This is a genomic window from Thermosyntropha lipolytica DSM 11003, assembly GCF_900129805.1.
Taxonomy (GTDB): domain Bacteria; phylum Bacillota; class Syntrophomonadia; order Syntrophomonadales; family Syntrophomonadaceae; genus Thermosyntropha; species Thermosyntropha lipolytica.
The window spans coordinates 25,528-41,441 of sequence record NZ_FQWY01000009.1; the positions used below are offsets into that span (position 1 = coordinate 25,528).

The following is a 15,914-nucleotide window of genomic DNA, read 5'->3' on the forward strand; positions in this document are numbered from 1 at the left end:
ATGCTGGCGGAGAATTTACCCAAATTATAAATTCCGTCTAAACAAAAATCCCTGCCCTATCCTATTCAGGAAAACAGCAGGGATTCCGCACTATTTATTCTATTTAATGCAGCTACTACTTTGTATCTTCATTTTTTTCCTTTTCAATTATATCTATAAAAATTTCCACTATTCGCGGATCAAACTGGGTTCCGGCATTCCTTCTTATTTCTTCCAGGGCTTCTTCATGTGTCAAAGCCTTACGATAAGGACGGTCGCTGGTCATGGCATCATAGGCATCGACCACGGCAATTATGCGGGCTAAAAGCGGAATCTCCTCCCCTTTTAGCCCTTTGGGATAGCCTTTGCCATCCCAGCGTTCATGATGAGCCAGTATATAATCAGCTACTGAGAGCAGCTCCGCCGTATTTTGCGCTATGCGGCAACCAATCTCCGGGTGCCTGCGCATCTCCCGCCATTCATCTTCAGTAAGAGGAGCCGGTTTTTTAAGGATTTCCTCTTTAACACCAACTTTGCCTATATCATGCAGCAGGGCCAGAAGGGAAATCTCATCCAGCTCGCGCGCAGAAAGCCTAAGGTGTTTGGCTATCTTTATCCCCCAGTCCCGCATGCGTTCAGCATGTTCCCTGGTCTCAGCGCTTTTTTCCATCAAGGTAGAAAGCAAAGTATCGATAATCGCCCGCCGGCTGCTTTTTTCCTTTAACAATTTATTGCGGTACATCCACTCTTCGGCTTCGCGCAAAACCTTGTCGATTTTTTGTATCTTCCGGGTTTTAACCGCAAAACCAGCCGCCAAACTTATCTTAACCGGCAAATCTTTAACCTTTTCACAGTTACGGCTTATTCTTTCCACTATTTCTTCAGCCTTTTCCGCCGTCGTCAGGGGAAGAAACACTAAAAACTCATCTCCACCCCAGCGCACAACGACATCATGACGGCGGCAGCTTTTTTTGATCACTTCAGATGCTGCTTTAAGCATCTTATCACCAGCGGCATGACCTAAGGCATCATTTACTACTTTAAGGCCATTCACATCCAGAACAAGAACAGCTAGAGGAAGATTTTCCGGTATATCCAGGTCCTTTATCCTGTCCTCCACAAACCTCCGGTTATAGAGTCCAGTTAAAGCATCATGATAGCTTTTATAAACCATTTCTTCTTCATAGCGGCGCAGCTTCAGATACTGGTTGAAAATATCGGCTACTATGCTGAGAAGAATAACCTCATCTTCGTCCCATATCCTCTCCTGCAGGCATTCATCAAAACCAATAAAGCTTACTTCCCCTTTTTCCGCTGATACAGGCAAAACCAGAATCGACTTTATCATTTGTTCCTTGAGAAAAAGCCGGGTAAACTCATCAGGTATCTCCTCTACTGACCTAAAACTTATAACTTCCCTGTTATAGATCCTTTCCATCCACCAATCAAAAAGATCTATTTTAAGTTCCTGCAGCTTTTCCTGCTGTGATTCCACCCCAGGAGCTGTCCATTCATAAGTATTGCTTACCGTATTTTTCCCTGGATCTTCTTCAAAAAGATAAACCCGGCTGACCCCTGCCCCTTCCCCTATTATCCGTAAAGCCTGATTTACAAAAGTATCTTTATCCTGCTCCTTAAGAGCCAGCCTGGAAATGGTACTTGCAATCCTTTCGTAAGTAAGCTTTTTTTGCAGCTTATCCTCCTGTTTTTTCTGCAGGGTAATATCCTGACGTGAACCTATAATATAACAGACTTCTCCTTCATGACAAACCGGGGTTAAGGAAACCTGCCAGGTCTTCTCTCCTCCCGGCAAAAGCAAAGTTTCCTCATAGGTTACTGGAGCCTTCTTTTCGATACACTGCATATAGCCTTTTTTAACCTTACTGGCTAGTTCTTCTCCCAGCACCTCTTCTGGGGTTTTGCCCTTAATATCTTCCAGCCGGTAGCCAGTAAGCCTCTGGTGGGTAGGGTTAGAATGCAGATAATAAAAATTTCCTCTTTCATATTTGGCCAGAAACAGGGCATCCTGCGTGCTTTCAAAAATGAGTTTAAGCTGGCTGTTTAAGCTTTCAATCTCTTCTTTTTGTCTTGCCAGCTCATTTATCATCGCCATTTCTTCATTTATATCGACAAAAAGGGTTACCAAAAACCCTGGAGCAGGAGAAAAAGCTTTTATGCGAAGCCAGCGATCAAGAGGCTTATAATAGCGGCTAAACTCCTCTTCTCCTCCCTCCCGGGCTATACGGCCATAGATGCTTATCCAGTCAAAACTGTCTTCTTTAATTCCGGGTAAAACCTGGGTTACCCGCCGATTAAGCACCGACTCCCGGGAAAGGCCGATTATCCTTTCAAAAGCCGGATTAACATCCAGATAGACAAAGTCATCGGCTCTGCCTTCCTCATCCAGGCATATTTTATGCAGGGCATAGCCAAAAGGAGCTTTTTCGATTACTTCCCGGCAGAGATCTTCCTTCACCTTGTCAACCACCTTTGATCTTCGTAATTTCCATTTTCCAGTTCATTTTAGCATATTATGGAGATTTTTTGTATAGTTTGTATTTTTTTAGCAGTATAATATTTTTTAATACCTGTTTATTTTCTTCTGCAGCCAGGCATTAACATCCTTATATATTTCTTCACGGCCCTTTTCATTAAAAAGCTCATGCCTTTTGCCGGGATAAAGCTTTATATCCACATCATTGCAGCCTATATTCTTATACATATAATAGAGTTTTTGCACCAGTTTTCCATATTCTCCCACCGGATCATCGCTGCCGGCTATTATTAATATAGGCAGATCAGCAGGAATATTATTTAACCTCTCCTGCTTGTAAAGATGCAAAAAAGCCCGGGCCAGGTAGTAAAAAAAACCTGCAGTAAAAAGAGTGCCGCAAAAGGGATCTTCTTCATATTTTTTTACTTCTTCGTCATCGGTACTAAGCCAGGCAAATTTGCTCCTGCTGTCTTTTATTTTCCGGTTAAAAGAACCAAAACTGAGGTAGTCTAAAAAGGGGCTCTTATGCTTTTCCCCCTTTATCATTTTAACCAGGGAGGCTACTATATATCCTGCCTTCGCTTTTATCGTATCCATCGCCGCCGAGCCGCATAAAATTACCCCTTCTATTTCTTTGCCATACCGTATTATGTATTCCTGGGCTATAAAAGAACCAAAACTGTGGGCGATTATAAAGAGGGGCACCCCCGGATATTTTTCGCGCAGCCAACAGCTTATTTTATATTCATCTTCCACAATTAAATTGAAGCCATCCTCCCCTATATACCCCAGATTCTCAAGGCTGCCGGCTGTCCTGCCATGCCCCCGGTGATCATCAGCAAAAACAACCAGCCCCTGCTCATTAAGATACCTGGCCAATCTTTCATATCTTTTGCCATGTTCGGCCATGCCGTGAAAAATCTGCACCACCCCTCTTGGGCTGCTAACTTTTGCCCAGCTGTGCAGATAGATTTTCTCCCCTTGTGCTCCTTCTATGTAAAACCCTTCATAAAAACTGTCCATCAGCTTTCCCCCTTATCTATTTTTTACTTTTTCATAATTTATTTATACCACAAAATACCAGTCGAAAAATAAAAATGTCCCATTAATACAAAGAATTTTAACTTATATACCTATAAATGGCAAGGTTGTCCCTTGCCATCTCTTTTCCAATATATGATTTGAATACCAAAAAAAAGAGAGGTTTCCCTCTCTTGGCTATATGTTTATGCTTATTTTAAAGCCTAAAACTCTGCATCATCTCTTCTAATTTTTCCGCACTCTCTTTTAATTTATCCGCTATTTCCGCCAGAGACACAGCTTTGCTGGCTGATCCTTCGCTGGCTCTGGAAATATCCTGTGAACTGGCACTGACTTCCTCTACACTGGCTGCAGTATTTTCCATAGCATCAACTATATCTCCCATCGCCTGCATAACCTTTTCCAGACTGCTGGTTATCCTGTAAGTAAGCTCGCCAATATTTTGACTGTCTTCCCGGTATTTTTTCCCTATATCTACCATAAGTTCATAATCAGGTATCACCTGGCTGTTTATAAACTGAAGCATCTGCTGACTGTCATAAATAAGCCTGTCGATGGCTTCTCCCACCTGAAGCGTTATCCTCTGAATATTCTCTACTTCCGTAGCTGAATTTTCTGCCAGCTTTCGCACCTCATCGGCCACCACCGCAAAGCCTTTTCCCTGCTCACCGGCCCTTGCCGCTTCAATAGCCGCATTAAGTGCCAGAAGATTGGTTTGCTGAGCAATACCGGCAATATTCTGGGCCATAGCACTTATTTCATTTACTATTCGGGCATCTGTAATAGCTTTTTCCAGAGCCTCCTTAATCTGGTTGTACATCTGGACTGCCGTCCGACATGAAGAGTTAGCCCCTTCTTCTACTTCATAGGCACGCTTTTCTATATCTTTAATGTTCTGATTAGTCTTTGCCGCCTCTTCATTTATCAGCAGCAGGGTGCCTTTTATTTCCTGCCCGGAAGCATTTATCTCTTCCGCAGCTGAAGCAATTTCTTCCATACCTGAAGCAATCTGCTCAATAGAAGCTGTATTTTCCTGCATAGAAGCAGCTATGTCCTGAGCCATATCAGCTACCTTTAAACTGAACCGGCTTAGAGCTTCCGATATATTATTTATATTTTTGACTACCAGATGAACATTATCTCTTAATCTGCCAAAACTTAAAACCAGCCTGCCTATTTCATCACCCTGTTCAGCATATCGAGAAGAAAGCGTCCCGGTAAAATCCCCCTGTGCCATTAAATCAGCATAATCAGTTACTTCCTTAAGCGGTTTGGCTATATAACGGGTTATCATAAACCATAAGAGCCATCCCAAAAGCATAAGAGCAGCAACCAGAGATACAGCCACCAAAGTCAAAACCCGGGTTTTGGTAGCATAGACCTCTTTAGTTGGAATTACCAGTACCATTTTAATCCCGCTGTTGCCTACCGGAGCAGCAGACACCAGCACTTCTTTTCCTTCCAAAAAGCCTTTCAATACAACAGCACCATTTGCCCTGGTAAGTTCTCTTCCCAAAACCGCAGTTCTTTCATCTTCTTCATTTTCCATCTTCAATTTAAAATTCTTTCCTTCATCCCTGTATCCCAGATAATATCCATCCCGGCTGAGTAAAAAAGCATATCCGGTCTGCCCCACCTTTATGGCCTTCATATAATCGGTAAGGCCGGGCAGCCCTAAATCACAGGTAGTAACCCCTATTATTTTCCCTTCCTTTATAACAGGTTTAGTGCTGGTTATCATAACCACCCCGCTGACTTCATCCAGATAAGGCTCTGTCCATTTCACCTCTTTTCCACCGGTAAAACCTAATTTATACCAGTCATACTGGAAATAATCATACTCTTCATTGCTGTAATCCCAGGTAAGCTTTATATTTTCACCTTCACGATAAACATAAGGCCCATAATACTTGTATTCCGGGCTATACATATAAGGCTCCAGCCAGTATCCCGTGCCGATTATATTTTCATTTTCCTTTATGTATTCTTTCATCAAGGCTTCAAAACCCTTAACATCATAATTCGAAGCTACTTCCAGATTATCAGCCAAAACCTTGGCTACCAAAGCTGCTTCCTCAAACTGGCCTTCCAGTCTTCTAGCTTCATTTTCCGCCTGCAGCTGCAAAGCCTCTCTGGTTTTGCTCTCTAGAGCACTGGTGAAATTTACTGTACTTAAAACCACCTGGGCAATAAAAATCGCTAAAACTAACGGCAATACCGCCAGCAAAAAACGGCGGCGCAAAGTAGTTCTTCTACTCATTTTCCCCATCCCCATCCTGCTCCTTTCTTCCTGGCTAAGAAATATGTGCTTTGCTTGAAAATTACAAGATCATAGAATTTTTTGCAAATAATATATAATTATAACATATTATTCATTATTTTGTAGAACTTTATCATAATTTTTTTATAAATTGAAAATACCCCTGATCTGCTACAATTAAAACATGAGCTTGAAAGGAGGCCGGTTATTTCATCATGCAAGAACTGATGCAAAGCTGGATAGAAGAATACATTGCCCAATATGCTAAGGGCCATTCGCTCCCCCTCAATATCTGGCAAAAACCACTTGTCGCTTTTATGCCAGCTGATGATGAAAGGTTTAAAACCCTGAAACAAACCGTAAGCCCTTCTCACCTCATGCCTGAAGATCTGCTGCCTGATGCCAGGTCATTAATAGTATATTTCATACCTTTTAACCACAGCATAACCGCAAGTAATAAAAATGGCAAATTAAGCTCTAGAGAATGGGCTTATGCCTATATACAAACAAATAAGCTTATAGGAGAAATCAACCATTATCTGCATGAAAAATTATCTTATTACGGTTATACCTGCAGCAACCTGCCGGCTACCCATAATTTTGACGAAAAAAAACTTATCAGCAACTGGTCGCACCGGCATATAGCTCAGTTAGCAGGACTGGGAAGCCTAGGACTGCACCGCCTGCTCATAACCGAAGCAGGATGCAGTGGAAGGTTAGGAAGCATAGTTACTAATGTTCCACTTGCTATTGAAACCAAACCTGCCCCCAGCTACTGCCTTTACTACCTTAACGGCAGCTGCATGAAATGTGTGGAAAGATGCCCGGTCAATGCTCTGACTATTGAAGGTTTTGATCGCTTTAAGTGTTATGAATATCTGCTAAAAAATGCAGAATTCCATTCCCGGCTCGGTTTTGCTGATGTATGCGGCAAATGTATAAGCGGAGTTCCCTGTTCTCATATAAATCCTGCTCAAAGCACTATAAAAAACTAATTATTTAATAAATTTATTAAGATGTGCTAAAATGTAGAAAGATTATAAAAATACTAACGAAGGAAGGAAGTTGCTATGAAAAAACAAACTCCGTTTGACCTCTATCTCTTACAGCCTATCCGTAAGTTTTTGGATGCCAAGCTTTTAAGTAGCGGATTACTCCTCCTCGCTACCATAACCGCTTTAATCTGGGCCAACTCAGCATATGCAGCCAGCTATTTTGCCTTATGGAAAACAGAAGTAAGTTTTCAAATTGGCAATTTTGTCCTATCTGACACTTTAGGGCACTGGATTAATGACGGCCTTATGGTGATTTTCTTCTTCGTAATAGGACTGGAAATTAAACGAGAATTCATGGTAGGCGAACTTTCCAGCTTCAAAAAGGCAAGCCTGCCTATGCTGGCTGCCCTGGGAGGAATGGTAGTTCCTGCCATTTTTTACATTATCTTAAATGCCGGAACCGACAGCATAAGCGGCTGGGGAATACCTATGGCTACTGATATCGCCTTCGCTTTGGGAGCCCTTATGCTGCTTGGCAATCGGGTGCCCTTGGCCCTGAAAGTATTTCTCCTAGCCCTGGCGGTTGTTGACGACTTAGGAGCTATACTGGTAATTGCAATTTTCTATACAGAACAGATAAGTACAGCCAGTCTTATTACTGCCTTCGTATTTTTAGGAATATCATTAGTCTTAAATGCTATGGGAGTAAGAAGAACCTGGCCTTATGCACTACTGGGATTATTCCTGTGGCTTGCTTTCCTGCAATCAGGAGTACATGCCACCATTGCCGGTGTCCTAATGGCCTTTACCATTCCTTCCCGGGCCAAAATTGGGGCTGAAGAATTTAAAAATGAAACTTATTATCTTTTAGAACAGTTTCCAGAAAAAGAATTTCAGATTATGTGTACAGATGAAAACCAGTATCGTACTATTGAAGAACTGAAATATCTTTTAAATAAAATCAATACTCCTCTGCAAAGACTGGAACATGCCCTGCAGCCTGTAGCATCATATTTTATAATTCCTGTTTTCGCACTGGCTAATGCAGGTGTAAACTTTACCAGTTCAGAAGCAAATATAGACTTTTTAAACCCCATAACTCTGGGTATAATTCTAGGACTGGTAGTAGGCAAGCAGCTGGGTATTACACTATTTTCCTATCTAGGTGTAAAAGCCGGAATAGCTTTTCTCCCATCTGGTATAACTTTCAAGCATATATACGGAGTAAGCTGCCTGGCTGGTATAGGTTTTACCATGTCACTTTTTATCACTAATCTGGCTTTTGTAAATCCGGTATATATTGAAGAAGCCAAAATCGGGATTTTAAGCGCATCTTTGCTATCAGCCATTATTGGTATAATTACACTTTCTCTCACTACAGACAAAGAATGTACCGATGAGAAAGTATGTCTCATGGAAAACACCGGTAATCATTAATTAAACCAGGGCACGCAAAAAGGCTGTTCCTTCTTTAAAGAAGGAAACAGCCTTTTTTTATTAACATCATAATTTATATCACCAGTTTCATCACTTCTGCCACCCGGGTCCAGTCTTCCCGCAGAGACTCTGTACCCATAAGGGTGCCAATGTGGCCCCCTTCGGTAAGTATTTCGATTATATTCTCCTCCGGAGTGCTCACATATTTGCGTAAGGCAAAAGCCTGCGGGGGCGGGGTTATATGGTCTTTCTTCCCGGCCATTATTATGACTGGACAGGTTATGTTACCCAGATCTATCGCCCTGCCATCCAGCTTCCATACCCCCGGTTTAGTCAGATTGTTATCTTTAAATATATTCCTTATGGCATCAAGGTAAAACTTACCCGGCAAGAACTGGGTATATTCATACCAGTTTTCAAAGCGAATAAAACGTTTTATGCCATCTTCATCTCCCTTTTCAATCATATCCCAGAGCCTTTTATATTTGCGCACATAATGCTCATCGGCCTGTAAACTTTTAAAACCCATCAGTATATATCTTCCGTCCATAAGGCCATTACCCCTGGCCACCAGATATTCAAAAAACTCCAGCGGCAGCTGGGCATACTCTATTATCTCAGCTGGAGCTGCTTTGACATCGATGGGAGAAGCTGATATAACCAGAGTAGCTATTTTTTCCTGGTAAAGGGAGGTATAAATAGCCGCCTGCCATCCTCCCTGACACTGGCCTATAATGTGAATTTTATAAATATCTGTTCTCCTCCTGATCTCTTCTACTGCCTCATCAGTAAGCCTTATATAATCAGCTATCCCTAGATCTTTATATTCAGGGGTTGCTGACAACCATTCGGTAACATATACATCATAGCCATAGCGGTGAAATACTCTCACCAGGCTCTGAGCCGGAGAATAATCAGCCAGATGAGAACTATGTCCTGCCTGAGGTGGCAGGATGAGAATAGGCCTTCTAGCTGTTGTCTCTTCGGGATTAGGAAAATGTCTTAAGCGTAGAGTCTGATGTTCATATATTATGTTATTGGGAGTACACCATTCGTTTTGCGGATTTTTAAGGCTGGATAGAATTTGGTAATATCTTTCCAGCTTCTGGTATTTATCCCACCACATGGCCCAGGGCATAAAAAAGAGGTTCATGCTCGCTTTCAGCATTTTTTCATCTACCGCCGGCCCCAACATATTATCCCCCCTTCTTAACTATATCCAGAATTTATGGCATAAAATATCCTGGTAAATCTGCTCATCAAGATGCACATAGGCTTCTTTTTCCTGATCGTATACAAATAACTCCTCCTTTGTCCGGGAAGGATCAAAGCCTTCTTCTATATATCTATTTCGGTTGTCCTTAAGCCGCTTGCCTGTCGTGGTCAAGCGTATGAAAACCGGCATTTCCGCTCGCGAAAGCCTCTTTTTAAGATATTCGGTAAACTTATCCCAGTTCAGCTTTTCTCCTGCCAGAAGCTTTACTACAGCCAGGCCTGCTCTTCCTTCATAGCCGCGGACCGGCACGCCTACCACATAGGCATCATCAACTGGTCCGAAAAACTTACGTATTACATCCCTTACCCGGTAAGCCGAAACTGTCTTCCCTCTCCATCTGTAAATCTCATCCAGCCTTTTTACAAATTCGATATAGTCATTGGCATGTAATCTGACCAGATCCCGGGTATTAAAATATAGATCACCGTTTTCCCATATATTTTTTAGCAGCCGGTACTCGGTTTCTTCAAAATTATTTATATACCCTTCAAAATTTTCATATTCGTCCACCTTTAACAGCAAAATGCCAGCTTCCCCGGCACTGCATCTAATAAGCCTACCTTCTTCATCTCGGGCAAAATCATCCGTTTCTTCATTATATCTCACAACCTCAGCCTGCTTTTCTCCTCCCAGATACAAGCATCCGCACATGCCTGGTATCTCGTCTATATTAACCAGGATACCCACATTTTCGGTTGTGCCGTAGATTTCCACTATGCGGGGGATATTAAACCTTTCTTTAAAAGGGGTAAAAAGATCTGCCGGCATCCCATTGCTCAAGACCTTTTTTACCCCGTGTTTTTTCTCGGCTTCACCTGGCTCTACCGCCCAGAGATAGCGAAACATCTGTCCTGTCCCTAAAAAATAGGAAGTATTGTACTTACATATATTATCCCAAAAAGCCGTGGCGGAAAACCCGGGTGCTAGAACCAGCGTGCTTTCACTGGCCAGCATAGCAGCAAAAGCTCCGCTAAAACCGCTGTTCAGCCAGAAAGGTATGCAGGTATATCCTATTTCCTCCGGGGTTAAATCGGCATAAATCCTTACCGTCTCTCCGGTTAGGAGCCAGCGGTAATGGTTAAGGGGAACTACCTTGCGGCTGCTTACCCCCCCTGCGGTATAGAGATAGACAAAAGGTTCAAAATTCTTAACTTCACTGCAGGAGGGATTTTCTGTCTGTTCGGGAAGAAGGTTTAATACTTCGGAATAGAAAAGTATTTTACCGGGATAGCGAAGACGCAGAAAATCTTTAGCCTCTTCCAGTTTTTCTTTAAATCCGTCTTCTACGATGAGCAAGCGCGCTTCACTTAGATTAATATCCTCGGCCAGTTTTTCTCCCTTGAGTTCTGTGCTGATAAGGGCAGCAATCGCCCCTATCCGGCTCAAGCCTATGACCATAGCCAGATAGTCCGGGGAATTATTAAGCCAGAGGGCCACCACATCACCCTTTCTTATCCCTTCAGAAACAAAAAACCAGGCAAACCGGTTCGCTCTTATATGGAATTCCTGATAGCTAACCTGTTTGTCCTGGTAAATAAAAGCCGGATAATCTGGTTTTTGTGCTGCTACCTTTTCGAGTTTTTTGCCGATGGTAAAATCTACATTACCCCGCAAAAAACCTGCATACTCTTGATACTGCCTATCTTTTAGCTCCATTATCATCATCCACCCAAAATTGATTTAAGCCTGTTTATCGCTGTTTAAAAATTTGCTCCACATCATCCAGGGATTATACTGGGGATTATTCATATTTTCCATAGCTACCATCCAGGCTTCCTTCATAATCGTCTGCATCTGCTGCTGGCTTTTGCTGGCCTGCATGATAAAGGCATCCAGCCATTTAGCCTGTTCTCCCCATACTTCTTTACTATTTGCCATATAAGTATTCAACATCTCCTGTCCTTTTTCCTGCCACAGGTTCATATTTTCCATCATTGATTTCCACATACTCCAGTAACTTTCGCTCATTTTCATACCTGCTGCCCACATGTTTTCCATCTTTTCACGATCCCACATCATCATGAAATCAGCCTCCTCCTTATAAATTGTTCTAAATTTTGTAAAATATTTTATTTTGTGATATTTATGATAACACTAATATGTATTAATTTAAAGTAGTTAATATATAAAAATATTTTATGCCCCAGGAGAAAAATTATCAAATTTGCGCCTTAGCGACATCTACCCATCCCTGGCACCTGGCATATTCCGCCAGTTCATCGGGTGTAAGTTCGATAGCTGAATTACTGCTACCGCAGGCGGGAAAAACAGTAGCAAACCTTTTAAGCGATATGTCCAGATAAACGGGAATCTCCTGCGCTAGAGCAAAAGGACACACTCCTCCCACCGGATGTCCGGTATAAAAAAGAGTTTCTTTTTCATTAAGCATTCTAGGTTTAAATCCAAATTCACTTTTAAACTTCTTCGCATCTATCTTAACATCACCCGCAGTTACTATAAGCAAGGCCCCTTCCCCGTTATTCCGCAAAGCCAGGGTTTTGGCAATCCGTGCCGGTTCAACTCCTAATGCTCTGGCTGCCAGCTCTACCGTAGCACTGGAAACCGGAAATTCCATTATATCATTTTCCCGTCCCCATTTTCTGAAATATTCCCGCACCTGCTGAATAGCCATGTTTTTCCTCCTTACCAGAAATTATGTCTATTTTATTTAAAAAAGCAATATGTCCACTAAAATACCATTTGCTTTATATGTGGATGGCCTAGCTCAGATGTAAAGCGACATTTTGCAAATCATCACTGGTAATATGTGTTGAATCAGATATTTGTTTCATGATTTTCAACCTCACTTTAGTTTTAATTTATTTAATTTTAACACAAAACCAAAGGGGCATAGAGGAATACTATACCCCTTTGGCCGTTTAAAACTTCTTTCTTATTTCCCTTGCCGCCACCACCATATTTTTAAGAGTAGGAAATACCTCTTCTTCTTTGCGTGTTTTGAGACCACAATCCGGATTTATCCACAGTCTATCTTTCTCTATTTTTTCCAGCATCCTGGTTATCAATTTCTCCATTTCTTCTACCGGTACTATGCGGGGAGAATGAACATCAAAAATACCCGGTCCCACCTCTGCCTGCAGAGAACTTTCCCGTATACCATCCAGAAGTGTAAAATCGGATTTGGCAGCTTCAAAGGTAATAACATCCACATCCATGCGGGCAATTTCATCCAGATAATCGTCAAAATTGCTATAACACATATGGGTATGGATCTGGGTTTGTGGCTTTACTCCGGCACAAACTGCTTTGAAAGCCTTTATTGCCCAGTCAAAATATGTTTTATGTTCACTTTTCCTTAAAGGTAATTTTTCCAGCAAAGCTGCTTCATCAATCTGAATAATCTTTATCCCTTCTTTTTCCAGATCCAAAACTTCTTCCTTTATAACCTGCGCCAGTTGCATAGCTACCCGGTCTGGAGGCATATCTTCGCGCACAAAAGACCAGTTCAAAATTGTAACCGGACCAGTCAAAATACCTTTTACCGGCTTAGAAGTTAAACTCTGGGCATACTTAATATAATCAACTGTTAATTTCTTCTTGCGCTTAATATCGTAAAATATAATCGGGGGTTTTACACATCTCGTGCCATAAGACTGTACCCATCCATTTTTCGTAATTACAAAGCCTTCCAGGTTTTCGCCAAAAAATTCCACCATATCATTGCGTTCATATTCGCCATGTACCAGGACATCCAGGCCTATTTCTTCCTGGAATTTTATAACTCTTTCTATCTTGGCCTTTATAAAACTTTCATATTCTTCTTTTGTAACTTCCCCCCTCTTAAAGCGTCCCCGCATTGCCCTCACATCAGGTGTCTGGGGAAAAGAGCCAATTGTGGTAGTAGGCAAGAATGGAAGCTGTAAAGCCTCTTTTTGTACTTTTATTCTCTCTTCCCATGCAGGAACCCTTATATATTCATTTTCTTCCTCTTTTTCTTTTTCCCCACTCTGATCAGTAGCGACAAGATTCCAAAGCTCCGCATTTTTTAAATAAAAAGAATGTTTTGAGAAATCTCCAGAAAGGAAAATTTCTTCTATTTCCGACAATTCTTGTAGTTTTTCTTCCGCAAAGGCTAAATACGGTACAACTTTTTCATCTAATTCATTTTCATACTTCAGTGAATAAGGAACCAACAATAACGAACAAGAAGTAGAAAGCACTATTCTTCCCTTGTCAACATAGTGGGCTAATTTCTGCAAAATATCTATGCTGGTTTGATAATTATTGCGAAATACATTACGCCCATTTACTATTCCTGCCAGCAACAGCTTGTCTTCCGGGAAACCATATTGGCTTATCAATTCCAAATTTAGCTTTCCATCTACTAAATCAAGGCCTAAAGCATCAAAATCAAGAGAGACTATCTCCTGATAAACATCCCTTATGTCTCCAAAATAAGTCTGCAGTATAACCCTGGTTTTGCCTTTGTTTTTCAAAAGTGCTCCATAAAATTCCTTTAAAAACCTGCGATCTCTTTCTTCTAAATCCATAACCAGCACCGGCTCATCTATTTGCACAAAATCTGCACCTGCTGTATTAAAATGGCATAAAATCTCTATATACACCTCAAGCATTTTTTCCCAGAAATGCTTATTATAAATATCAACCCCTGTTTTGCGTGCCAGCTTTAAAAAAGTTAATGCTCCCAGTAGCACCGGTTTAGTTTTTATGCCTTCATGCCAAGCTTCCTTAAACTCAGTAAAAGGCTTATCTGAAGATAACTTAAATTCTGTATCGGCGGTTAAGGTAGGAACGAGGTAGTGATAATTTGTAAAAAACCATTTTTTCATCGGCAGAGCCTTCAGATCAATACCATCCCGCTGATAACCTTTGGCCAAAGCTAGATAGCAGTCAATCTCGTCCTCTAATATTCTATACGCTGCAGGTACTGCTCCCAGCATTACTGCATGATCTAAAAAATGATCATAAAAGGAAAAATCATTCGAGGGTATAAGATCTATTCCATATTCCTTCTGCAACAACCAGTGATATTTTCTTAAGTCCCTAGCCGCCTTTTCTAATTCTTCCTTTTTTACCTTCCCCTCCAGATATCCTTCCACATAGTTTTTAAGTTCCCGCTGAGGACCAATACGTGGAAAACCTACTACTGACTTCACAGATAAAACCCCCTTAATCTTTTTTATCAAATTTAAAAAGCCTTTACTGCCGGAAAAAATTCAAACTGTCAGGCAGTAAAGGCTTTTTGCCTTAATATATTAACTACAAATTATAAGTCAAAAAGGCAACAAAATATTAATGCCTTTACCACCATGACTTTAACTTCCCACCGAAGAAAGTCACAGCATCCCAAGCAGGCAGGTCTCCTGGCTTACACGTCATCCCTTTTCTTTAAGCCTTCCCAGAAGATAAGCCCTCTTTCCAGAACCCCATCTTCCAGTGGCATACATACCAAGAAAGGTCAGTGCTTACAGTAGCGGGGGCTGCAGCGGATTTGCACCGCTTTCCCTATTAAGCCGCTAAAAAGCAGCACCTGCTCACTAGGCAAAGAACCTGAAAAAATATTTATTTTTTAAATTTTTATGTCAATAATGTTAATGATTATATTAATCGATGTCAACATGCAGATAGGGGAGAAAATCTGCCATATTTCGCAAGCAAATTACTGTTCTCTTTTCAAGGAAGGGCAAAAAATTTAAAATTATTTACAAACTGAAATAAAGGTGGAGGCAAAATGAAAAAAAAGATCCTGTTAGTAGAAGATGATGCTAAAATGCGCGAAATAATAGCTGATTATCTGGAAGCAGAAGGATTTACGGCTTTGGAAACAGATAACGGGGAAAATGTCCTTACCCTTATGAAAATCGAAAATCCTGATCTGATAATCCTGGATATAATGCTTCCCCGGCTGGACGGCTGGAGTGTATGCCGTAAAATCAGAAGTTTTTCGGATATACCTATTATAATATTGACCGCACGCTCCCAGGAAGAAGACCGCCTGCTTGGTTTTGAACTGGGAGCTGACGATTATGTAACCAAGCCTTTCAGCCCCCGTGAGCTGGTAGCCAGAATAAAAGCATTATTTAAACGAGTACACGACAAAAATCTTTCTTCTACCGGATTTCTGCAAGTAGGTCCTATCAAAATAGACCGTCTGTCCCACCAGGTATTTTTAAACGGTGAAGAAATCTATCTTTCTCCTAAAGAATATGAACTTCTGCTTTACCTGATAAACAATGCCGAAATAGTCTTATCACGCGAACAACTGCTAGCTGGCGTATGGGGATGTTCTTATTACGGTAATGTCCGTACGGTAGATACTCACATTAACCGGCTTCGTGAAAAATTAGGCTCTTTTGCCGATCTCATACAAACTGTACGTGGATTCGGTTATAAGTTCAGCTCTATAAGCCTTAAGGAAAGAAAACCTTAATCTTAAAGGAGGAACAAAAC

The 15,914-nt window shown here is 41.3% G+C and carries 11 protein-coding genes and 1 riboswitch; of the genes, 3 read left to right on the forward strand and 8 right to left on the reverse strand.

Annotated features, from left to right (window positions below; translation table 11 throughout):
• Positions 1-115 precede the first annotated feature (115 nt).
• The 3 genes from BUB92_RS03805 to BUB92_RS03815 all read right to left on the reverse strand — a co-directional run bounded on the left by BUB92_RS03805 (position 116) and on the right by BUB92_RS03815 (position 5,783).
• Positions 116-2,455 carry a sensor domain-containing diguanylate cyclase/phosphohydrolase gene (locus BUB92_RS03805; RefSeq protein WP_073090274.1) on the reverse strand — a complete coding sequence of 780 codons (2,340 nt, stop codon included), beginning with the start codon at positions 2,453-2,455 and terminating at the stop codon, positions 116-118.
• A 105-nt stretch (positions 2,456-2,560) separates the two neighbouring features.
• Positions 2,561-3,496: an alpha/beta hydrolase gene (locus tag BUB92_RS03810; RefSeq protein ID WP_073090277.1), complete on the reverse strand. Its 936-nt coding sequence runs from the start codon at positions 3,494-3,496 to the stop codon at positions 2,561-2,563.
• 214 nt (positions 3,497-3,710) lie between these two features.
• The gene (locus BUB92_RS03815) at positions 3,711-5,783 is read right to left on the reverse strand and encodes a methyl-accepting chemotaxis protein (RefSeq protein WP_159432303.1); all 2,073 of its coding nucleotides are present in this window, start codon (positions 5,781-5,783) and stop codon (positions 3,711-3,713) included.
• A 206-nt stretch (positions 5,784-5,989) separates the two neighbouring features.
• Here BUB92_RS03815 and BUB92_RS03820 point away from each other — a divergent pair, with 206 nt between their 5' ends.
• Together BUB92_RS03820 and nhaA are read left to right on the forward strand one after the other, a co-directional pair.
• Positions 5,990-6,769, forward strand: coding sequence for an epoxyqueuosine reductase (locus tag BUB92_RS03820; RefSeq protein WP_073090301.1), 780 nt, complete (start codon positions 5,990-5,992; stop codon positions 6,767-6,769).
• Between the two features lie 75 nt (positions 6,770-6,844).
• The gene (nhaA, locus tag BUB92_RS03825) at positions 6,845-8,206 is read left to right on the forward strand and encodes a Na+/H+ antiporter NhaA (RefSeq protein WP_073090304.1); all 1,362 of its coding nucleotides are present in this window, start codon (positions 6,845-6,847) and stop codon (positions 8,204-8,206) included.
• A 73-nt stretch (positions 8,207-8,279) separates the two neighbouring features.
• Here nhaA and BUB92_RS03830 read toward each other — a convergent pair whose 3' ends face one another.
• The 5 genes from BUB92_RS03830 to metE all read right to left on the reverse strand — a co-directional run bounded on the left by BUB92_RS03830 (position 8,280) and on the right by metE (position 14,620).
• Positions 8,280-9,401 (reverse strand): alpha/beta fold hydrolase, encoded by a 1,122-nt coding sequence (locus tag BUB92_RS03830; RefSeq protein ID WP_073090307.1) that lies wholly within the window; start codon positions 9,399-9,401, stop codon positions 8,280-8,282.
• An 18-nt stretch (positions 9,402-9,419) separates the two neighbouring features.
• The gene (locus BUB92_RS03835) at positions 9,420-11,138 is read right to left on the reverse strand and encodes an AMP-binding protein (RefSeq protein ID WP_073090310.1); all 1,719 of its coding nucleotides are present in this window, start codon (positions 11,136-11,138) and stop codon (positions 9,420-9,422) included.
• A gap of 24 nt (positions 11,139-11,162) precedes the next feature.
• Entirely contained in the window at positions 11,163-11,504 is a 342-nt protein-coding gene (locus BUB92_RS03840; protein ID WP_073090313.1) for a hypothetical protein, read from the reverse strand.
• A gap of 136 nt (positions 11,505-11,640) precedes the next feature.
• Positions 11,641-12,114, reverse strand: coding sequence for a YbaK/EbsC family protein (locus BUB92_RS03845; protein ID WP_073090316.1), 474 nt, complete (start codon positions 12,112-12,114; stop codon positions 11,641-11,643).
• Between the two features lie 247 nt (positions 12,115-12,361).
• Positions 12,362-14,620, reverse strand: a complete 2,259-nt coding sequence (gene metE / locus BUB92_RS03850) for a 5-methyltetrahydropteroyltriglutamate--homocysteine S-methyltransferase (protein WP_073090320.1) — start codon at positions 14,618-14,620, stop codon at positions 12,362-12,364.
• A 180-nt stretch (positions 14,621-14,800) separates the two neighbouring features.
• Positions 14,801-15,013: riboswitch (cobalamin riboswitch) on the reverse strand.
• A 182-nt stretch (positions 15,014-15,195) separates the two neighbouring features.
• Here metE and BUB92_RS03855 point away from each other — a divergent pair.
• Positions 15,196-15,894, forward strand: a complete 699-nt coding sequence (locus tag BUB92_RS03855) for a response regulator transcription factor (protein WP_073090323.1) — start codon at positions 15,196-15,198, stop codon at positions 15,892-15,894.
• Positions 15,895-15,914: the final 20 nt, after the last annotated feature.